The organism is Ruegeria sp. AI3 (genome assembly GCF_056541245.1).
In genome coordinates this window covers 29,464-48,123 of record NZ_JBQFYA010000014.1, presented here as the reverse complement: position 1 = coordinate 48,123, position 18,660 = coordinate 29,464, and the positions used below count along the sequence as shown (strand labels likewise).

18 protein-coding genes are annotated in these 18,660 nt (G+C 56.6%); 6 read left to right on the top strand and 12 right to left on the bottom strand.

Going from position 1 to position 18,660, the window contains the following annotated elements:
- Positions 1–100: 100 nt before the first annotated feature.
- Positions 101–661 (bottom strand): hypothetical protein, encoded by a 561-nt coding sequence (locus ACRZ95_RS19075; RefSeq protein ID WP_170681121.1) that lies wholly within the window; start codon positions 659–661, stop codon positions 101–103.
- 582 nt (positions 662–1,243) lie between these two features.
- On the opposite strand from ACRZ95_RS19075, the gene ACRZ95_RS19070 reads away from it, so the two are divergent.
- Positions 1,244–1,606, top strand: a complete 363-nt coding sequence (locus ACRZ95_RS19070; protein WP_170681119.1) for a hypothetical protein — start codon at positions 1,244–1,246, stop codon at positions 1,604–1,606.
- 784 nt (positions 1,607–2,390) lie between these two features.
- Here ACRZ95_RS19070 and ACRZ95_RS19065 read toward each other — a convergent pair.
- The 8 genes from ACRZ95_RS19065 to ACRZ95_RS19030 form a co-directional block, all read right to left on the bottom strand.
- Complete coding sequence (locus ACRZ95_RS19065; protein WP_170681117.1) at positions 2,391–4,145, bottom strand: sulfate permease; 1,755 nt, start codon at positions 4,143–4,145, stop codon at positions 2,391–2,393.
- 23 nt (positions 4,146–4,168) lie between these two features.
- Positions 4,169–5,848 (bottom strand): bifunctional protein tyrosine phosphatase family protein/NAD(P)/FAD-dependent oxidoreductase, encoded by a 1,680-nt coding sequence (locus tag ACRZ95_RS19060; protein WP_170681116.1) that lies wholly within the window; start codon positions 5,846–5,848, stop codon positions 4,169–4,171.
- A 21-nt stretch (positions 5,849–5,869) separates the two neighbouring features.
- On the bottom strand, positions 5,870–6,754 hold the full coding sequence (locus ACRZ95_RS19055) for an MBL fold metallo-hydrolase (protein WP_170681114.1): 885 nt from the start codon (positions 6,752–6,754) through the stop codon (positions 5,870–5,872).
- Between the two features lie 24 nt (positions 6,755–6,778).
- Positions 6,779–7,216, bottom strand: a complete 438-nt coding sequence (locus ACRZ95_RS19050) for a DUF6691 family protein (RefSeq protein ID WP_170681112.1) — start codon at positions 7,214–7,216, stop codon at positions 6,779–6,781.
- 3 nt (positions 7,217–7,219) lie between these two features.
- Positions 7,220–7,654 carry a YeeE/YedE thiosulfate transporter family protein gene (locus tag ACRZ95_RS19045; RefSeq protein WP_170681109.1) on the bottom strand — a complete coding sequence of 145 codons (435 nt, stop codon included), beginning with the start codon at positions 7,652–7,654 and terminating at the stop codon, positions 7,220–7,222.
- Complete coding sequence (locus tag ACRZ95_RS19040) at positions 7,654–7,863, bottom strand: YgaP family membrane protein (RefSeq protein ID WP_170681108.1); 210 nt, start codon at positions 7,861–7,863, stop codon at positions 7,654–7,656. The genes ACRZ95_RS19045 and ACRZ95_RS19040 overlap by 1 nt, the downstream gene beginning before the upstream one ends.
- Positions 7,864–7,965: 102 nt before the next feature.
- Entirely contained in the window at positions 7,966–8,640 is a 675-nt protein-coding gene (locus ACRZ95_RS19035) for a Crp/Fnr family transcriptional regulator (RefSeq protein ID WP_170681106.1), read from the bottom strand.
- 185 nt (positions 8,641–8,825) lie between these two features.
- Positions 8,826–9,485, bottom strand: a complete 660-nt coding sequence (locus tag ACRZ95_RS19030; protein WP_170681104.1) for a GntR family transcriptional regulator — start codon at positions 9,483–9,485, stop codon at positions 8,826–8,828.
- A gap of 134 nt (positions 9,486–9,619) precedes the next feature.
- On the opposite strand from ACRZ95_RS19030, the gene dctP reads away from it, so the two are divergent.
- From dctP to ACRZ95_RS19005, 5 genes are all read left to right on the top strand, one after another.
- Entirely contained in the window at positions 9,620–10,606 is a 987-nt protein-coding gene (gene dctP, locus ACRZ95_RS19025) for a TRAP transporter substrate-binding protein DctP (protein ID WP_170681102.1), read from the top strand.
- 93 nt (positions 10,607–10,699) lie between these two features.
- Positions 10,700–11,242 carry a TRAP transporter small permease gene (locus ACRZ95_RS19020; RefSeq protein WP_170549798.1) on the top strand — a complete coding sequence of 181 codons (543 nt, stop codon included), beginning with the start codon at positions 10,700–10,702 and terminating at the stop codon, positions 11,240–11,242.
- Between the two features lie 5 nt (positions 11,243–11,247).
- Positions 11,248–12,564, top strand: a complete 1,317-nt coding sequence (locus tag ACRZ95_RS19015) for a TRAP transporter large permease (RefSeq protein WP_170681100.1) — start codon at positions 11,248–11,250, stop codon at positions 12,562–12,564.
- Positions 12,561–13,817: a malonyl-CoA decarboxylase domain-containing protein gene (locus ACRZ95_RS19010; RefSeq protein ID WP_170681098.1), complete on the top strand. Its 1,257-nt coding sequence runs from the start codon at positions 12,561–12,563 to the stop codon at positions 13,815–13,817. Before ACRZ95_RS19015 ends, ACRZ95_RS19010 begins: the two co-directional genes overlap by 4 nt.
- Before the next feature lie 5 nt (positions 13,818–13,822).
- Entirely contained in the window at positions 13,823–15,337 is a 1,515-nt protein-coding gene (locus ACRZ95_RS19005) for a malonate--CoA ligase (RefSeq protein ID WP_170681096.1), read from the top strand.
- Positions 15,338–15,753: 416 nt separating this feature from the next.
- Here the strand turns inward: ACRZ95_RS19005 and ACRZ95_RS19000 are convergent, their stop codons facing one another.
- The 3 genes from ACRZ95_RS19000 to ACRZ95_RS18990 are packed head-to-tail and all read right to left on the bottom strand — an operon-like array spanning position 15,754 to position 18,650.
- On the bottom strand, positions 15,754–17,043 hold the full coding sequence (locus ACRZ95_RS19000) for an L-fuconate dehydratase (protein WP_170681094.1): 1,290 nt from the start codon (positions 17,041–17,043) through the stop codon (positions 15,754–15,756).
- Entirely contained in the window at positions 17,040–17,885 is an 846-nt protein-coding gene (locus tag ACRZ95_RS18995) for a fumarylacetoacetate hydrolase family protein (protein ID WP_170681092.1), read from the bottom strand. The genes ACRZ95_RS19000 and ACRZ95_RS18995 overlap by 4 nt, the downstream gene beginning before the upstream one ends.
- 15 nt (positions 17,886–17,900) lie before the next feature.
- Positions 17,901–18,650 (bottom strand): SDR family oxidoreductase, encoded by a 750-nt coding sequence (locus tag ACRZ95_RS18990; protein ID WP_170668160.1) that lies wholly within the window; start codon positions 18,648–18,650, stop codon positions 17,901–17,903.
- Between the last annotated feature and the right edge of the window lie 10 nt (positions 18,651–18,660).

Genomic DNA, 18,660 nt, shown 5'->3' with positions numbered 1-18,660 from the left:
TTTGGGGCGCGTGGATTTTACGAACAATAAGGCGGATGGGTCATACCTGACTGGAACGTACGGTTGGTTATCAGCTTGTTAACTGCAGTGGCGGAAGCTTTCATTGAATTTCTTCTACGCTCAGGCTCCCATGATAGTCGATCAATACCTTTGCCGAAAAGCCTTTCAGGAATATCTTAGAAAAGGCACCCCGATTATGTGGTCGATCAAGCAAGAGCGACCAACAACGCATTACATTTGGCGAACACGCCGCGGTGGCAGACGCCACTGCGGATCTGCTTCGCAGCTCTGCCCGGATGCTACGAAGATCGTTATAGGATGGAGCTATGATGTCTTTTGCAAGAGGTCTTTTGATGACCTGCAGCGCGACGTTCGGCTCATCACGGCCGATTTGCCAAACAGAATCTCTGAGGTAGCGATAGGCTGTCTCTCCCCTTGGACTTCCGGTGCCCCAGCTCGACCGAAGAGGAACGACGGGCCAATGCGGGCGATATGCAAGTTGCAGTTGCTCAATTTTCTCAGCCGACAGCGTCGACCAAATGTCATCTCCCTGCCGACCGCGGTCCCGACGACGCTCCAACCAGAAGACAAGGTTGGGTTCCCGGATCACGTAGTCCCAGACTTCGGGGTTGATCTCTTCGGCAAACCAAAAATCCCGCATGAACCAAAGTTGCCGCTGCTATTCGTGCCGATGGGGCAGCATGCCTATCCCAGGGCGACACAGCGATCTCGGATCAGAGAAAGGAGGGCCTCGCGATCTCCAAAACTCGCGGTCATATCGAAGAGTTTTTCGAGGGTATGGATCGCAAGTCCTGAAAATCGCCGAAGCCATTCAAGCGGAAGTGTGGCTCTGAGGTGGTGCATTGGCTCGCGCTGCAGGATATGCAGATCACAGAAACCGCCAGGTACTTCCAGCGCGGGCTCAAGATAAACCCGCGCATAGGCCTCGCGCTCGTTAGGGAGCGCTAAGCCAATCGCTGAACTTCCGTGTGGAATTCCTCTTGCTCGCCGTCTGCATAGGTGTCGTGACCGCCGGTGTCGGGTAGGATGGCAAGCGCCACCTCGTGGGCCACCCCATCCAAGGTGCCAGTGGCGCGATATTCCGCAAGAGCCCCGGCTAGGATGTGATTTCGTTGCCGACCAACATGCCCATGACTGGAATGGCGATGCAACGCTCCAAACGGTTTGGGATCAGATCATCTCCTATGAGCAGTTCCTACTGAAGGTCATGAAGCAGAGGACAGTGCGATCGAAGAGACAGCGCCTTGTCTCCGAGTTCCGCGGACTACTCGATCTTCTGCTCAGCACTCAAAAACCAAATGACCTGCGTCCGGTTGATGTGCTCGACAGCGCGCATTTTCCATCACCGGCCAAGCTGGGCTTCGCAACCCGTCAGTTGACGCAGCCATGTCACATCTGTCATCTGGTGGAAAGTCGTAAGGCTCTAGCAATCGTGATTTGCATGCTCGAAGATAAAGTTGAAGGATACGGATTCGACTCAGGAGCATCACCTATGCATCGAATCCGAGAGTTGATGTACCGCGATACCTTTGGCTGGTTTGAACAACACATCCTCAACATCGCCAGGCTCGCGCTTCCAATCTGAAGGGCCAGGGTTCTGGAATTTCTCTGTTGATCGAGTCCCAAAATTGGAGTCTCCTTTTTAAGGGAACTTAACAAATAGGCGCTTTCTCTATCGATTATCTAATAATAATGATTATGTTATTTATTGGACGCTTTAGGCATAGATTTGCGCAAAGCTAAAACCTCATGGTCTGGCCCGACGTTGACCCCTTGCTAAAAAAGGCGCGTAAAGCTTCCCTAACCCAAGAAGGTGGCAGGTCGTTGCAAAAATCTGCCATAAGTTGTCAGGCAAGCACTTAAATTAATACTATAAGATCGGCCAGCAGACTATGCCATCCGTTGCGGACATCGATCTGGATGCTCCAGGTCTCGCATTTTCTAGCCTTTTAAGACTAGCGAATCCGAAGAGGATCAAGACACTTCTACCCAACGAAATACTCGAGGTCATGGACGGGTTGGAGCCTGGTTTCAGTGATTCCGGCAAACTAACCGAACTCGCGGTTAAGATGTTGGATCCAGCTGCTACGCTTCAGGATGATACGTTGCGTTCAGAGATTATTTCGTTGATGCCGCTTAAGAAAGCGCGGGAGCTCTGCTCGAAACTCGGTAGTTTAGAGGGGCGCAACCCGTTTGATGAACTGACGAACGATTGTCTGTTTCATACAAACGGTTTGGGAATGCGACTAACTTATGTCGACGAAAGACACTCCCGTCGGGGGACTAGTGGACGCCATTTGTTGCCTGCTAAACATTCGCGGTAAGGGTCATAGGCGGGGCGCTTCAAGAGGACATAGAGGCTGACAGATCTACAGAGTCGAATGGTTTTGGACTGTCTCAACAACTTTGTCATGCGCGCCGACAGTGATCCAAGCCTCATATTGCGACATAAACACCTGACCGTTTAACTGATCAAGGAAATGAGATCGTTCCAGCCTGTCCATAACCGGCCCCTTGACCTCGGACAGATGCAGACCGACGCCCATATCAGACAGGCGTTGGTTGATCGCCTCAAGACTTTCCAACGCGGAATAATCAACTTCGTTCACCGCAGAAAACATCAAGATCACATGACTAACACTGCCTCCTTCAGGCACACGGTGCTGGATCAGATCTTCCAGAAACCGTGCGTTGACGAAATACAGGCTTTCATCCACGCGTAGGGTCACGACGGAAGGGATCGTCTCAACCTCGTGACGTAGAATGTTGCGGAAATGCTGTGTGTCGGGCACAAGCCCGACCTCGGCCACATGCGGGCGCGAAGTCTTGTAAAGGTGCAGTAGGATCGAGGTTCCCACGCCAGAGGCGACCCCCACCTCGACCCCCAACCCCAACGTAAGGCCAATGGTTGCGGCGACTGCAACAAAATCTGCACGAGAATAGACCCATGTCTTTTTCAGAACTGAAAAATCCACAAGACTGAGAACGGCAACGATGATCGTTGCTGCCAAAGTGGCCTTGGGCAGGAAATAAACCAACGGGGTCAGTGCAAACGCGGCAATAGCAAGGCCAACGGCCGTGAATGCACCGGCAGCCGGTGTTTCCGCTCCGGCATCAAAATTGACAACCGAACGCGCAAATCCACCCGTAACCGGATAGCCCCCTGTAAACGCTGCCCCCAGATTGGCCGCGCCCAAACCAATCAACTCCTGATCCGGATCGATCCGCTGGCGTTTTTTTGCAGCAAGTGTCTGCGCGACCGAGACACTTTCGACGAATCCGATGATCGAAATCAGGATCGCAGGAGCGATCAACTCTCCTACAAGATCGAAGGAAAGATCAGGCATTGTGAACGGAGGCAAGCCCTGTGGCACCGTCCCTACAATCTGCACCCCTTGAGCATTCAGGCCCAAAGCCCAGACGGAAACAGTTGTGGCGACCACGGCGGCGACAGGCCCGGCTTTCGTCAGAATGTCGGCAAGAACCGGCCCTGCCCCCAAGAACCCAAGAAAATGTTTGAGGTGCTTGCGCACCCAGAACAAAAAGCCGGTGGCAAGGCTTCCGATTGCCAGCGTCACCCAATTTGTCTCAGGCAAATGGGGAAGGATTGATCCGATCATTTCAGGCAGTGTGTGCCCATGCGCATCGACCCCCAGAATGTGCCTGAGTTGACTGGTCGCAATCAAAACGCCCGAGGCTGTGATAAACCCGGCAATCACCGGGTGGCTGAGGAAATTGGCCATGAACCCCAACCGCATCACGCCCATAAGCACCAGAAACGCGCCAGACAGAAAGGCCAAGGTCAGGGCTGCGACGGCATAACCTGCAGTGCCCTGCTCAGCCACCTGCCCGATCGCGGTGGCCGTCAAAAGCGACACCACCGCAACCGGTCCGACGGCCAGCGCGCGGCTTGTCCCGAAGATCGCATAAAGCACAATCGGAACAATCGACGCGTATATGCCGGCCTCGGGCGGCAATCCTGCCAACAGAGCGTAGGCAAGCGATTGCGGGATCAGCATGATCGTCACGATCAAGGCCGCAATCAGGTCGTTGGAAAATGCGCCGCGCGTATAGTTCCGGCCCCAATCGAGAATGGGGACAAATCGGCTAAGATGGTTGATCATCTGAGGTCTTCCGATGCGCAGGGCTATTCCGGGGCCACGTTCAGTTTTTCCGGATGCGCCATCCATTCCTTGCCACGCAGCATTGCCTTCCAATAGATCGGCGGCAGCACGCTTTCCTTCAGAAACCACGCCAAACGACTGGGTTTAGTGCCATCTAACAGAAATCGCGGAAAACTGGGCTTGAGCGCTCCACCATAGCCGAACTCTGCCAAGACGATCTTGCCGCGTTCGACGGTCAGCGGGCACGAGCCATAGCCGTCATATTGCGCCGTAGCAGACCGACCTGCGATGTCAGCCACGATGTTTTCCGCCACAGTGGGCGCCTGCTTGCGTGCTGCCGCCGCTGTTTTGGCATTCGGCGCATTCATCACATCGCCCAGGGACCAGATATTGTCAAAGCTCTTGTGCCTTAGCGTGGCCTGATCGACATCGACCCACCCAGCCGCATCCGCAAGCGGTGACACCCGCACAAAATCCGGAGCGGTCTGCGGTGGGCAGACATGGATCATGTCGAATCCCACTTCAACCCTGCGCTGTTCACTATCTGGTTGGGTCACCTCGAACACCGCCGTCTTTGCAGGCCCGTCGATGGCAACGAGGTTGTAGAAAAAGTTCAACGAAGCGTCGTATTTTTCTACATAGCGTTCCAGCGCCGGGACATAGTCTTTGACGCCAAACAGCACTCCACCGGCGTTCATGAACTGGATGTCAATGTCGCTCAGTACGCCCCGCCGAGACCACGCGTCGCCGGATAGGTACATGGCCTTTTGCGGCGCACCGGCACATTTGATTGGCATCGGAGGCTGGGTAAAAATTGCTCTGCCCTTTTGCATCTCTCGCACCAACTGCCACGTACATGGGGCAAGATCATAGCGATAGTTCGAGGTTACGCCGTTGCGACCAAGAGTTTCCTCCAACCCCTCGACCTTGCCCCAATCCAGCTTCAGACCCGGGCAGACGACAAGTCGGTCGTATTTCACCACTCGGCAACCATCCAAAACGACGGCGTTGCTTTCCGGCTCAAACGCGGCGACGGCCGCCTTGATCCAATGCACGCCTTTGGGAATCAGACTGCCCATGGTCTTGGCCGTCGTCTGGGCATCAAAGATACCGCCACCCACCATGGTCCAACCGGGCTGATAGTAGTGAACATCTGCTGGATCAATGACGGCAATATCCAGATCGGGTTGCCGCGATTTCAGACTGGCTGCGACCGAGATCCCACCTGCCCCCGCGCCGACAATAACAACCTGAAAATGGGCGTCGCCCGTATCTGTTGGGGTCTTGCCGCCATTTGCGATCCGGCGGGCCACGCCGTTCATGTCGTAGCCCGCTGCCTTGGTGGCTGTCAGGATTTCGGCAATCGGCCGTTTTATAGCCTCGTGAAACGACCACAGCATCGCCGAGCGTGTCCCGGTGCGACAATAGGCAAACACCGGGCGTTGCAGGTCCTCAAGCGCTGCGCCAAACGCCTCGACATCCTGATCCGTCACCATGCCTGATTGCACGGGAACATAGCGGGCCTTGATCCCTGCGGCCCTGGCTGCGGCGGCGATTTCCTTGAACGTGGGCTGATCCGCCCCTTCGCCATCCGGCCGGTTACAGATGATCGCGCGGAAACCCTGCGCAGCGATTGTCCCGACATCCTCGACAGAGATCTGAGGACTGACGGTGAATTTGGGTGATAACGTGCGAAACTCCATTTCTGCTCTCCTTCTGGCCCTTTAGAGGGCGTTTACAGGCACTTTGAGCATCGGGTTGCCGTCGGGATCCTTGGGCACCTCGCCTGCTCTCATGTTGACCTGCAGTGAAGGGATAATGAGGTTTGGCATCGCCAGCGTTGCATCACGTTCGGTGCGGAACTTGACGAATTCTTCCTTTGTCTTGCCGCCGCCAACATGGATATTGTGGGCCTTTTCCTCGGCTACGCTGGTTTCCCAGGCAATATCGCGCCCGTTCGGCCCATAGTCGTGGCACATGAACAGACGCGTCTCATCCGGCAATGCCAGAACTTTCTGGATCGAGTCATATAAAACGCTTGCGTCGCCGCCCGGAAAATCGGCCCGGGCGGAGCCGCCATCCGGCATGAACAGCGTATCCCCAACAAAGGCCGCATCACCCATGACATGAACCATGCAGGCTGGCGTGTGTCCGGGCGTGTACATGGCGTAGGCCTGCATATTGCCAATCATATAGGTGTCGCCATCTTCGAACAGAGCATCGAATTGCGAGCCGTCTCGTTGGAACTCGGTTCCTTCGTTAAAGACCTTGCCGAACGTGTCCTGCACTATGGTGATTTTGGAGCCGACCCCGATCTTGCCACCGAGTTTTTCCTGAATATACGGCGCAGCGGACAGATGATCGGCATGCACATGGGTTTCGATAATCCACTCCAGCTGAAGGCACCTGTCGATCACAGTTCGGATCAGTTCATCCGCGTGGTCGAAAGTGATACGCCCGGCCGCGTAGTCGATACCCATGACACTGTCGACGATCGCGCAAGCGCTCGAATCCGGGTCTTTCACGATGTAGCTGATCGTGTTCGTTGAAGCGTCAAAGAACGCAAATACGTCTGGCTTGATCGCCATGTTTACGGGGTAAGTGGCCATATCTTGTCTCCTCCGGGTCTCAATTCAGGTATCTGTTTGCAAATCAGGAGCCAGCGCCGCCTGCAGGCCCTTGGCGAGGGAAATGCCCACAATCAAGGCACCGACGAAAGCAAAGACCTCCCATCGGCCCGTGCCCAGTGCGGGCAATGCGCCGCCGGGGCAGAATCCGGCGATGCCCCAACCGATGCCGAACAAGGCGGACCCACCGACGAGCTTGACGTCGATCTTTCGCGCCGATGGCAAATGAAACGCAGGTTCAAGCACGGGTGCGGCGCGGCCGAAGACCATCTTGTAGCCGACAAAGGTGGTTATCAGTGCACCTCCCATGACAAAGATCAGGGACGGGTCCCAGGCACCAAACAGGTCGAAGAAATTCAGCACCTTGGCTGGGTTCGCCATGCCGGAAAGCGAGATTCCAACACCGAAGACCAGACCGATCAAATAGGTTGAGATGAGTTTCACGCTTTATCCTCCGAAAACGTGGCGTGTGACGAAAACCGTGGCAAAGGCGAACAGCATGAACGTTGCTGTGGCTGTGATCGAGCGTACGCTTAGTCTCGCCATTCCACACACACCGTGGCCCGAGGTGCAGCCGCCGCCCAGGGTCACACCGACACCGACAATCACACCGCCCAGAACAAACGCGGCAGTGGAGACCGGCACCTGTACCTGAGGCATCTGCCCAGACACTACCCACCCCACCAAGGGGCCGGTTGCCATGCCGGCCAACAACGCAGCGCGCCAAGTAAAATCACTGGACGATGCAGGCCGCAACAGCCCGGCCAAAACACCGGTTGCCCCCATCACGCGCCCAATCAGCAACATCAGCAGAACCGAGGCCACTCCAATCAGAACGCCGCCCGTCAGCGACGCCCAAGGGGTAAATGCCGTCTCGATCATCAGCAGTTCTGACAGGTCTTGAGGCCAACGATGCGATAGAGCGGGCAGTTGCCGACAAAGGCGGTAAGGGTGAACACACCCGCCACGATCAGCGCTAGCCAGAACAGGAGTCCCGCCCCCAGCACGCTCGTGCCCAAAGCCATGTATAAAAGCATCGCAGCAATCAAAATGCGCAAAACGCGGTCAAGTTTGCCCATATTTGTGGTCATGTCACACTCCATCGGGAATCGATGAAATGACAATTGCACAGCGCAGCTCACAGCTTTGGTGACATGGTCACCAAACTGCCGAAGCAAATTCAAAGTTTGAGTTCAGACCTCGGGCGTCGCCGATCTTGCTAGGCGTTCCAGCCCCTCGCGGTCGGTCAGGCAGACTTCGCCACGCGACTGTTCCACCCAGCCGCGGCGCTGGAATTCCGCCAAGGTACGCGAGATCACTTCGCGCGCCGTGCCCAGCTCTGTGCCCAACACTGCATGCGTTGCGTGTACGGTTTCGCCTACCCCTGCCAGCTCTAGCAGCCGCGAGGCCAGCCGTACGTCCATACGCTTGAACACGATATCGTCGATCAAAGTAAAGAGATCGGTGATCCGGCGTGAGTAAGCTGAAAAGACGAACTCGCGAAACACAGGGGATTTCGCAACCAGATCGTCGAACGTTTGGCGCGGGATAGCTACCGCTGAAACGTCTGTCTCGGCAATGCCGTCGGCGGAATAGTCTTCGAAGGCCAGCATACACGCCGTGGTCAGCACACAGCTTTCACCGGCGTGAACACGGTAGAGGAACACCTCGCGCCCGGTCTCAGATTTCTGCTGAACCCGGACGGTTCCCTCCAGCAGTAGCAATAGATTGTCAGCCGTTTGGCCAGGCGCGAATATCTGCGTGCCAGCGGGAACGTTGACGATCTGACTGCCGCTGATCAGGTCGGCGCGCACAGTATCCGGTAAGCGGCTGAGACCTTTGAACTTATCAATCCAAGAGTGTTGCATAGCCGAAAATCCTACCATTTTGCTTGCCGCAGCAATTGTGTCAGAACGGCGCTGTTGTTCAATGCGATATCTTGAATGTGAGGCGAACAACCGCGTTCTGAAAGATGCCATTCCTGTCACATGGCATTTCCCCGTGCTGGAATAGAATTGGGCTGCGTGGCTGGAGGTGGTGAACCCCCGCCCGCTTATCGCTCAGCAGTGTTTTTAAGCGATGCCATCAGGTTATGAAACTTCTCGCCTTGAACTGCGACATGGGAACGAAGGGCATTGGCAGTATCGTCCGCCAAACCGTCCTCAAGAGCGCGAACGATGTCCTCATGTTCGGACATCGACTGCGCCATACGGCCACGAAATCGAAGCTGTTGCCGCCGGAAAGGTTTGAGGCGCCGATGCAGTTTGGAGGCCTCTTGTTCCAGAAACGAATTCCCGGATTGCTTATAGATAATTCGATGAAACCGTTCGTTTTCGAGGTAGTACGTGTCTGGATCACCGGCATCGACGGCCTGCTGACATCTCGCGTTGGCGTCCGTCAGATCTTTCAAAGCCTCCTCGGAGATACGCATAGCGGCAAGTCGGCCGCAGACAGCTTCGAGCTCGGCCATGACCTCGAACATCTCCATCAGTTCTACCGGACCCGGCTGTCGCACAAAAGCACCACGGCGCGGAATGAGGTCGACCAAGCCCGACAGCGCAAGTCGTTGAAATGCTTCTCTAAGTGGTGTTCTCGAGACACCAAACTGTTCAGCCAGTTTGACCTCATCCAGACGATCGCCATCTGAGAATGTACCGTCAAAGATCAACTCTTCCAGTTCCTGGGCGATATTATCGGCAAGTCGTAAGTCCATAGGATTATGTATAGGACTCAATTTGCGAAAAATTCAAGAGCAATGATCTTGTATACAAAAACGTTGACTAAAAAACAGAACCGGCTTAAGCATACCCTGACCCCGGTACGCCGGGTCGAACCAGGGAGGAAATAATGAAAACCATTTTTAAGACAGCCGTTGCTATAGCAGCGCTTGTATCTGCTGGCACGCTTGTATCCGCAAAAGAGCTGCGCCTGTCGCACCAGTGGTCCAACAAGGACATCCGTCACCAGGTCGCCCAGATCGTGGCCGATGAGGTTGCCGCCGCCGATGTTGATCTGGAGATTAAGATTTTCGGCTCAAAATCGCTGTTCAAACCGCGCGAGCAGTACAAGCCGCTCAGCCGAGGTCAGCTGGACATGACCGTTCTGCCGCTCAGCTATGCCGGTGGTCAGCAGCCCGCCTATAACCTGACTTTAATGCCCGGTCTGGTGAAAAACCACGATCACGCAGCGCGTCTCTCCGACTCTCCCTTCATGGAAGCGTTGGAAGAGAAGATGGCCGAGGATGACGTGATGGTTCTGGTCCATGGCTATCTGGCCGGTGGCTTTGCCGGAAAGGACAAGTGCATCACCAAGCCCGAAGACATCGCCGGCTTGCAGACCCGCGCAGCAGGTAAATCCTTTGAGCAAATGCTGGCCGGGGCCGATGCTTCGATCGCCTCGATGGCGTCATCGGAAATCTACAATGCCATGCAAACCGGTGTTCTGCAGGCGGCCAATACTTCATCATCTTCCTTCGTCAGCTATCGCATCTACGAACAGGTCAGCTGCTATACGCCAGCGGGCGACGTCGCGCTGTGGTTCATGTATCAGCCACTGCTGATGAACAAATCCACCTTCGACGGGCTTAATGAAGATCAGCAAGCTGCATTGCTGGCCGCGTCTGAAAAGGCACAGACCTACTATCTTGAAGAAGCCAAGAAGCAGGACGCAAACTCAGCCAAAGTCTTCGCCGAAGCGGGCGTCGAGATCGCCGAAATGAGCGCGGAAGACTTCGAAGCATGGCGCGCCTTGGCGCAGGAAACATCCTATAAGGCTTTCGTGGAAGAAGTGCCGGACGGGCAGGAGCTGCTGGACAAGGCTCTGGCGGTCGAGTGACCCTTTCTTGCCCGGGCGGCTCCGCTGCCGCCCGGCACTGATCTCAGTTCTGATCTTCAGACTTAATTGCATCTCAATCATCAGGAGACGCAAATGGCCGGCCATAGCTCTGCCGTTGCTTCCCATACCGGGAACAATCCTTTCCTTCGTCTTGTCGCTGCGCTTTCAACTTTGGCCGGATGGTGTTCCGCAGCCATGATCGTTTCTGCCGTCGCCATCACCTGCCAAATGATCGTCGTGCGTTTTGTCCTGAATGGCTCGACAATCTGGCAGACCGAAGCGGTCATCTATCTTGTCATCGCTGCCACGCTTGTTGGTCTGCCTTATGTGCAACGCCTGCGTGGGCATGTGAATGTCGACCTGATCCCGATCTCGCTGGCCCCGCGCCCCCGCTATTTTATGGCGATCCTGACTTCAGTTCTGTCCATCGCCATCGTCTCGGTCATGCTGTTCTACGGCTACGAGTATTGGCACTTCGCATGGGAGCGAGGTTGGAAATCTGACACCGTATGGGGTGTGCGGCTGTGGATTCCCTACCTGTCTATCCCGGTCGGCTTTGGACTGCTGCTGCTTCAGCTAATCGCTGACCTCGTCGCCGTCCTGCTTGGCATCGATAAACCCTTTGGTCTGGAGTAAAGCCGATGGACCCCCTCCTGCTCGGCGCCATTGTCGCCATCGCCACCATCCTTGTTCTGTTTTCGGGCGTATCGGTCGCCATCGGTTTGTTGATCGTTTCAGCCGGGTTTCTGATTGTCTTCGACGGTCCGCGCTCGCTGGAACTGATGCCCGAGATTCTGTTCGGAAAGCTGGATAACTTTGCACTTCTGTCGATCCCGATGTTCATCATCATGGGGGCGTCCATCGCGTCGACGAGGGCCGGAGCCGACTTGTACGAAGCCTTGGAACGCTGGCTGACCCGTGTACCCGGAGGGTTGGTCGTATCAAACCTTGGTGCCTGCGCTTTGTTCGCAGCCATGTCCGGATCTTCACCTGCCACATGTGCCGCCATCGGCAAGATGGGCATCCCCGAGATGCGCAAGCGCGGCTATCCCGACGGCGTTGCCGCAGGTTCCATCGCTGCAGGTGGTACGCTTGGCATCTTGATCCCGCCCTCGGTCACCATGATCGTCTACGGCATCGCCACCGAGACTTCGATTGGTCGCCTGTTCCTGGCTGGCGTCATCCCTGGCCTGATGCTGGTCGGTCTGTTCATGGCCTGGTCACTTTATTCTACTTGGAAATCCGGTGACGCCACCCGTCTGGGGTCTGGCAGCTACACTTGGCGTGAACGTTTCGAGATCCTGCCGCGGGTTCTACCCTTCCTCGGCATCATTCTGGGTGTGCTGTACGCCATGTATGGCGGTATCGCCACGCCATCGGAAACGGCTGCCGTTGGTGCCCTGCTCTGCCTGCTGATCGCAATGATCATCTACAAGCTGTGGAACCCCAAGGACATCTGGGTCGTGCTGCGCGACAGCACCAAGGAAAGTGTGATGATCCTGTTCATCATCGCCGCTGCCGGTGTATTCTCGTACATGCTCAGCTCGCTGTTCATTACACAGGCGATTGCTGAATGGATCGGTACGCTGGATGTGAACCGCTGGGTTCTGATGGGTGCGGTCAACGTGTTCCTTCTGATCGCCGGGTTCTTCCTGCCCCCCGTCGCTGTAATCCTGATGGCGGCACCGATCCTGTTGCCTATTATCACTACCGCTGGCTTTGATCCGATCTGGTTTGCGGTTGTACTGACTATCAACATGGAGATTGGTCTGATCTCACCCCCCGTCGGCTTGAACCTCTATGTGATCAACGGCATCGCGCCCGACATCTCGCTGAAGACCATCCTGACAGGCTCTCTCCCCTTCGTGGCCTGCATGGTGATCGCAATTGTCCTGCTCTGCCTGTTCCCCGGTCTGGCCACCTGGCTGCCAGACCTGGTGATGGGAACGACGGTATGACCCTATTGGCGGATCTTCTGTCCACTGTGTTCGAGCGGCGCTATCGCCGCTCGGGCGCGGCGGCCCTCGACGGCCGCCCGCTGACCGAACTGGCCGATGCGCTGGTCGGGTCAGCGGGCGAGACTTCGGGGCTGGCGCTGGCCGAGGAAATCCTAACCCGGTTCGACACTCTGGGCGACGAGGAAAAGCTGGAGTTCTTCCGCTATATCGCCTCGGCCATGAATATCGACCCCGAGGCGGTGCGGTCGTCGCTGGATGAATACGAACGCGACCCCTCGAAAGCCACCTATCGCAGCTTTGCGGCTGCGGTGGAACCGGCCCGACAGGAATTGATCCGCCGGTTGAACCGCGTGCCCGGTGCCACCGGCGCACTGGTACAGATGCGCGCCGATCTGCTGCGGCTGGGCGGCAAGGAACCGGAACTGCAGGCGCTTGACCTGGACTTCCGGCATCTATTCGCCAGCTGGTTCAACCGTGGCTTTCTGGTGCTGCGCCCGATCAACTGGGAAAGCCCGGCGCATATTTTGGAAAAGATCATTGCTTATGAGGCAGTCCACGCCATCGACAGCTGGGATGACCTGCGCCGCAGGCTCGAGCCAACCGACCGGCGCTGTTTCGCTTTCTTTCACCCCTCGATGCCTGATGAGCCGCTGATCTTTGTCGAAGTGGCTCTGAACCAAGGTATCCCGGGCTCGGTTCAGGCGTTGCTTGCCGAAGACCGCGATCCGCTGCCGCAGGATCAGGCGGATACGGCTGTGTTCTACTCGATCTCGAATTGTCAGGCCGGGTTGGCCAGCATCTCGTTCGGCAACTCGCTGATCAAGCAGGTGGCCTCGGATCTGGCGGCGGAATTGTCGGGGCTGAAGACCTTTGTCACCCTGTCGCCCATTCCGGGCCTGAGCCAGTGGCTGACGCAGGAAAAAATTGAATGGGACATCGAAAAGCCCGATCAGATGAAGGGGCTGGCGGCGCATTACCTGCTGAACGCCAAGGGCTGGGGCAACATGCCGTTCGACCCGGTGGCGCGGTTCCATCTTGGCAACGGTGCGCTGATTCACGCGGTTCATGCCGATGCCGATACTTCGGACAAGGGGCGGGCACAGTCCGGCGGCACCATGGTCAACTATCTCTATGACCTTAGCCGCGTGGCGCAGAACCACGAGCAATTTGCGAATACCCGCGAGGTGAACGCCTCGACTGAGGTCAAATCGCTTGCCGCGTCCGCCTCTCTCACATCGACACAGGAAAGGTAATCCCTATGGCCAATCCTCTCTATGACGGTTTGTTCGGCGCTCACGCCGGCAAAGACACACCTTTTTTGCATCTGCTCGACGGTTCGGTGATAACGCATCAGGACTTTTTAAGCACCGCAGCGCAGATCGCCCACCTGACCACACAGCTAGGCCTAAAGCCCGGCGACCGGGTTGCGGCGCAGATCGAGAAATCAGCAGAAGCGCTGGCCCTCTATGCCGCCTGCGCGCAGGCCGGCCTGGTGTTTTTACCCTTGAATACCGCCTATACCGTTGATGAGCTGACCTACTTTATTGAAAACAGCGGTGCCTCGCTGATTGTCTGTGACGCCAAAAGTGAAGAGAAACTTGCCCCCATTGGCGCGCAACTGAGCGCGCGCGTAGAGACCCTGAACGCGGATGGCAGCGGTAGCCTGATGGAAAAGGCATCGGCTATGCCTATCAGTTTCGACACAGTCGATCGGGACGGCGAGGATTTGGCGGCATTCCTCTATACATCCGGCACCACGGGCCGGTCCAAAGGCGCGATGCTGACCCAGAACAACTTGTTGTCGAATGCTGAAACGCTCGTCGAAGAATGGCGTTTCACATCCGACGATGTGCTGCTGCACGCGCTGCCGATCTTTCACACTCACGGACTGTTTGTGGCAACCAATGTGTCACTGGCTGCGGGCAGCAGCATTATTTTTATGCCCAAGTTCGATATGGACGAGATTATCCGTCAGATGCCTCAGGCCACGACGATGATGGGCGTGCCCACTTTCTATACCCGCCTGTTGGATGACGATCGGTTCACAAAGGAACTGACCGAACACATGCGCCTGTTTGTTTCCGGTTCCGCGCCTTTGCTGGCGGAAACGCATGTGCAGTTCGAACAGCGTACCGGTCACCGCATACTCGAACGCTATGGCATGACCGAAACCAATATGAATACGTCAAACCCATATGAAGGGGAGCGTCGCGCAGGCACCGTTGGCGTGCCACTGCCCGGGGTTGAGCTGATAATCTGCGACTCTGACGGCAACGCCCTGCCCAATGGCGAGATCGGAGAGATCGAGGTGCGCGGACCAAACGTATTCAAAGGCTATTGGCAAATGCCGGAAAAAACCGCGGCCGAGCTACGGGAGAACGGCTTTTTCATCACCGGCGATCTGGGCCGGATCGATGAAGAGGGCTATGTCCAGATCGTAGGCCGAAACAAAGACCTGATCATCTCAGGTGGCTATAATATCTACCCCAAGGAGATTGAACTGGTGCTCGATGACCAACCCGGCGTGCTGGAAAGCGCCGTCGTTGGCGTACCCCACCCAGACTTCGGAGAAACGGTTCTTGGTGTGATTGTCGCGGAACCGGGAGAGACCCCCAACCTTGAACAGATGCAGGCTGCGGTATGCAACAGCCTCGCGCGGTTCAAGCACCCCCGCAAGTTGATCCTGATAGATGAGCTTCCCCGCAACACCATGGGAAAGGTTCAAAAGAACATCCTACGTGACCAGTACAAGGAAATGTTCGTGGCCGCATGAGAGGCTGCCGTTTTTCCGATCAAGCAATGCAACGTGGGGGCAACTGCGGCTTGCCCCAATTTCGCAAAAGTCGTGCGCGAAAAACACGTTAGATGTCACTTAGCCAAACCTGTCGAGGAGTCTCAGTCAGTTCGCAGATATACATATATTCCTAACCGCATGACGAATCAGCTGGCCATCCGTCATGGTATGGTTCGAAAATTTGAGCCAATACTTGGATGATGTCATGTATAGCGCATGGCGGGTCAAAGTTTCTTGCAGTAAACCGGCGCTGCGACAGAGCTGCGGTTTCGCCGAGCGCAACAATACTGGCGGCCCCAAAGGCCGTTTTCCCAAAGTTGAACGTTTTGTATCTCCTTCAGGTCGGGTAAAGCGCAGCCCGATTAATGTTGCTATTAGAGGCAAGCCATAGGGGTTTATTCCGCTGCCAATGGAGGCAGGAACCGGAATTCTCTGATGCTGTCGGGCTTCATCTCGATCGAGAACCCGGGCTGCGTCGGCGCGAAATAGGCCCCGTTCTTCACCACGCAGGGGTCGACAAAGTGCTCATGCAGGTGATCGACATACTCGATCCGCTTGCTGTCCTTCTCGCCCGAGATCGCGATGTAGTCGATCATCGACATATGCTGGACATATTCGCACAGGCCCACGCCCCCGGCATGGGGCCAAACCGGCAGTTCGTATTTCGCCGCCATCAGCATGACAGCGAGCACCTCGTTCAGCCCACCCATCCGGCAGCTGTCGATCTGAACGATGTCGATCGCGCCTTCCTTGATGAACTGCTTGAAAATGATCCGGTTCTGGCACATCTCGCCGGTCGCTACTTTGACCGGTGCGACGCCTTCTCGGATCGCCTTGTGGCCATATACATCGTCGGGGCTTGTGGGTTCTTCAATGAAGAAGGGGCGTGCAAAGGACAGGGCCTTGACCCAGTGGATCGCCTGATCGACCTCCCACACCTGATTGGCGTCGATCATGATGTTCATGTCTTCGCCCAGTACTTCACGTGCGATGGTCAGGCGGCGAATGTCGTCATCCAGATCGCGGCCAACTTTGAACTTGGTATGAGTAAAGCCCGCCTCCTTGGCCTCATGGCAAAGGCGGCGCAGCTTGTCGTCGGGATAGCCCAGCCAGCCCGCCGAGGTCGTGTAGCAGGGATAGCCCTCGTCCTTCAGTTTAGCGATACGCTCCGCTTTGCCCGGTTCAGCGGCGCGGAGCATCGCTAACGCCTCATCCGGAGTAATCGCATCGGTCAGGTAGCGGAAGTCGATCAAGCGCACGATTTCTTCGGGGCTCATCTCGCTGACCAATTGCCAGACGGGTTTGCCCGCCTCTTTGGCCCATAGATCCCAAGCCGCGTTCACGACCGCACCAGTCGCTAGGTGGATCGCCCCCTTGTCGGGACCAATCCAGCGCAGCTGGCTGTCACCGGTGATATGACGCCAGAACAGGCCCATATCTTCGATGATCCAGTCCAGTTCCAGCCCTTTTACCAACGCACCGAGGGCTTCGATCGCGGCTACACAGATCTCATTGCCGCGGCCAATGGTGAAGGTCAGTCCGTGACCCTCATGCGCGCCGTCAGTTTCCAGCACCACATAGGCGGCGGAGTAGTCGGGATCAGGGTTCATCGCATCTGAGCCATCCAGATTGTCCGAGGTCGGGAACCTCAGGTCCTCGGTCCGAATGCCGGTTATCTGGGTCATTTGCTCGCCTCAACGGTTTGGCGCTGAACGCCCAAACCTTCGATCCCCAACTCCATCCGGTCGCCGGGTTTCAGATAGGTCTGCGGGTCCTGCCCCATACCCACGCCCGGAGGCGTTCCGGTTGAGATCACATCGCCGGGTTGCAGTGACATGAATTGCGACAAGTGCGAGATCACGGTTGCTACGTCAAAATGCATCGTTTTTGTCGAGCCGTCCTGATACCGGTGCCCATTCACCTCAAGATACATCGGCAGGTTCTGCGGGTCCGACACCTCATCACGCGTCACCAGCCATGGGCCGATGGGGCCAAACGTGTCGGCGGACTTGCCCTTTACCCACTGGCCCGAGCGGCGCAGCTGGAAGTCGCGTTCCGACAGATCGTTGACCACGCAATAGCCCGCGACATGGTCCAGCGCGTCCTCGACGGTTACGTATTTTGTATGCTTGCCGATCACCACACCCAGTTCGACCTCCCAATCGGTTTTGACTGAGTTGCGGGGGATTTCCACAGTGTCATCAGGTCCCATGATCGCCGAGGTCGCCTTGAAGAAGATCACCGGTTCTTCGGGCAGTGCCATGCCAGATTCAGCAGCGTGGTCGGCATAGTTCAGGCCGATGCAAATGAACTTGCCCACATGCCCGACACAGGCTCCAATGCGCGGGGTACCTTCGACCTCGGGCAGAGCATCCACATCCAACGCGCGCAAGGCATCAAGCCCGGCATCCGACAACGCGTCGCCCGCTATATCGTCAATGACACCCGACAAAACGCGGATCACGCCATTTTCATCCATAAGGCCGGGTTTTTCTTGTCCGACCGGACCGTAACGCAGCAGTTTCATCTCAAATCTCCCTGATCAAACGGTCCAGCCGCCATCGATGGCGAAGGTCTGTCCGGTGGTGAATGCGGTCTCATCGCTGCCCAGATAGACGGCCAAGGCGGCAACCTCGTCTGCGTGACCGATACGGCCCATGGGCTGGCGCGCGATGAAGTCTTTCATCGCTTGCTCATAGTCGCCGGTGGCGCGCAGGCGGTCGTGTAGGCTGGGGCTATCTACGGTGCCAGGGCAGATCGCGTTGCAGCGGATGCCCTGCGTGATGAAGTCAGCGGCGATCGATTTCGTCAGGCCAATCACGGCCGCTTTGGACGCGCAGTACGAAAAGCGGTTCGGCACGCCTTTGATCGACGATGCGACCGAAGACATGTTGATGATCGAACCACCGCCATTTTCCAACATGCCGGGCAGAACCAGCTTAGCCAGCCTGTACATCGCCTTGACGTTCAGATCAAAGCTGAAATCCCACTGGTCGTCGTCGCAATCCAGAATGGACCCAGCCCCAACGAACCCTGCGCAGTTGAACAAAACGTCCAACGCTCCGACGGTTGCGACGACCCCAGCCACGGCATCCGCATCGGTGACGTCCAGCTTCAGAGCCGTCACACCCTCGATCGCAGCCAATTCCGCAAGCGTTGCATCATTGATATCGCAGGCAATCACCTGCGCGCCTTCGGCCACATATTTCTCGATGCTGGCGCGGCCAATGCCCTGCCCTGCAGCAGTAATCAGTGCTTTCTTTCCGGCCAAACGGCCCTGTGGTTTGGTCATGTCGTCCTCA

Bases quoted from the DNA above. Each gene is read 5' to 3' on its own strand.
- ACRZ95_RS19075 (WP_170681121.1), bottom strand. From the start codon at position 661: ATGCGGGATTTTTGGTTTGCCGAAGAGATCAACCCCGAAGTCTGGGAC.
- ACRZ95_RS19065 (WP_170681117.1), bottom strand. From the start codon at position 4,145: ATGATCAACCATCTTAGCCGATTTGTCCCCATTCTCGATTGGGGCCGG.
- ACRZ95_RS19060 (WP_170681116.1), bottom strand. From the start codon at position 5,848: ATGGAGTTTCGCACGTTATCACCCAAATTCACCGTCAGTCCTCAGATC.
- ACRZ95_RS19055 (WP_170681114.1), bottom strand. From the start codon at position 6,754: ATGGCCACTTACCCCGTAAACATGGCGATCAAGCCAGACGTATTTGCG.
- ACRZ95_RS19045 (WP_170681109.1), bottom strand. From the start codon at position 7,654: ATGATCGAGACGGCATTTACCCCTTGGGCGTCGCTGACGGGCGGCGTT.
- ACRZ95_RS19040 (WP_170681108.1), bottom strand. From the start codon at position 7,863: ATGACCACAAATATGGGCAAACTTGACCGCGTTTTGCGCATTTTGATT.
- ACRZ95_RS19035 (WP_170681106.1), bottom strand. From the start codon at position 8,640: ATGCAACACTCTTGGATTGATAAGTTCAAAGGTCTCAGCCGCTTACCG.
- ACRZ95_RS19030 (WP_170681104.1), bottom strand. From the start codon at position 9,485: ATGGACTTACGACTTGCCGATAATATCGCCCAGGAACTGGAAGAGTTG.
- dctP (WP_170681102.1), top strand. From the start codon at position 9,620: ATGAAAACCATTTTTAAGACAGCCGTTGCTATAGCAGCGCTTGTATCT.
- ACRZ95_RS19020 (WP_170549798.1), top strand. From the start codon at position 10,700: ATGGCCGGCCATAGCTCTGCCGTTGCTTCCCATACCGGGAACAATCCT.
- ACRZ95_RS19015 (WP_170681100.1), top strand. From the start codon at position 11,248: ATGGACCCCCTCCTGCTCGGCGCCATTGTCGCCATCGCCACCATCCTT.
- ACRZ95_RS19010 (WP_170681098.1), top strand. From the start codon at position 12,561: ATGACCCTATTGGCGGATCTTCTGTCCACTGTGTTCGAGCGGCGCTAT.
- ACRZ95_RS19005 (WP_170681096.1), top strand. From the start codon at position 13,823: ATGGCCAATCCTCTCTATGACGGTTTGTTCGGCGCTCACGCCGGCAAA.
- ACRZ95_RS19000 (WP_170681094.1), bottom strand. From the start codon at position 17,043: ATGACCCAGATAACCGGCATTCGGACCGAGGACCTGAGGTTCCCGACC.
- ACRZ95_RS18995 (WP_170681092.1), bottom strand. From the start codon at position 17,885: ATGAAACTGCTGCGTTACGGTCCGGTCGGACAAGAAAAACCCGGCCTT.
- ACRZ95_RS18990 (WP_170668160.1), bottom strand. From the start codon at position 18,650: ATGACCAAACCACAGGGCCGTTTGGCCGGAAAGAAAGCACTGATTACT.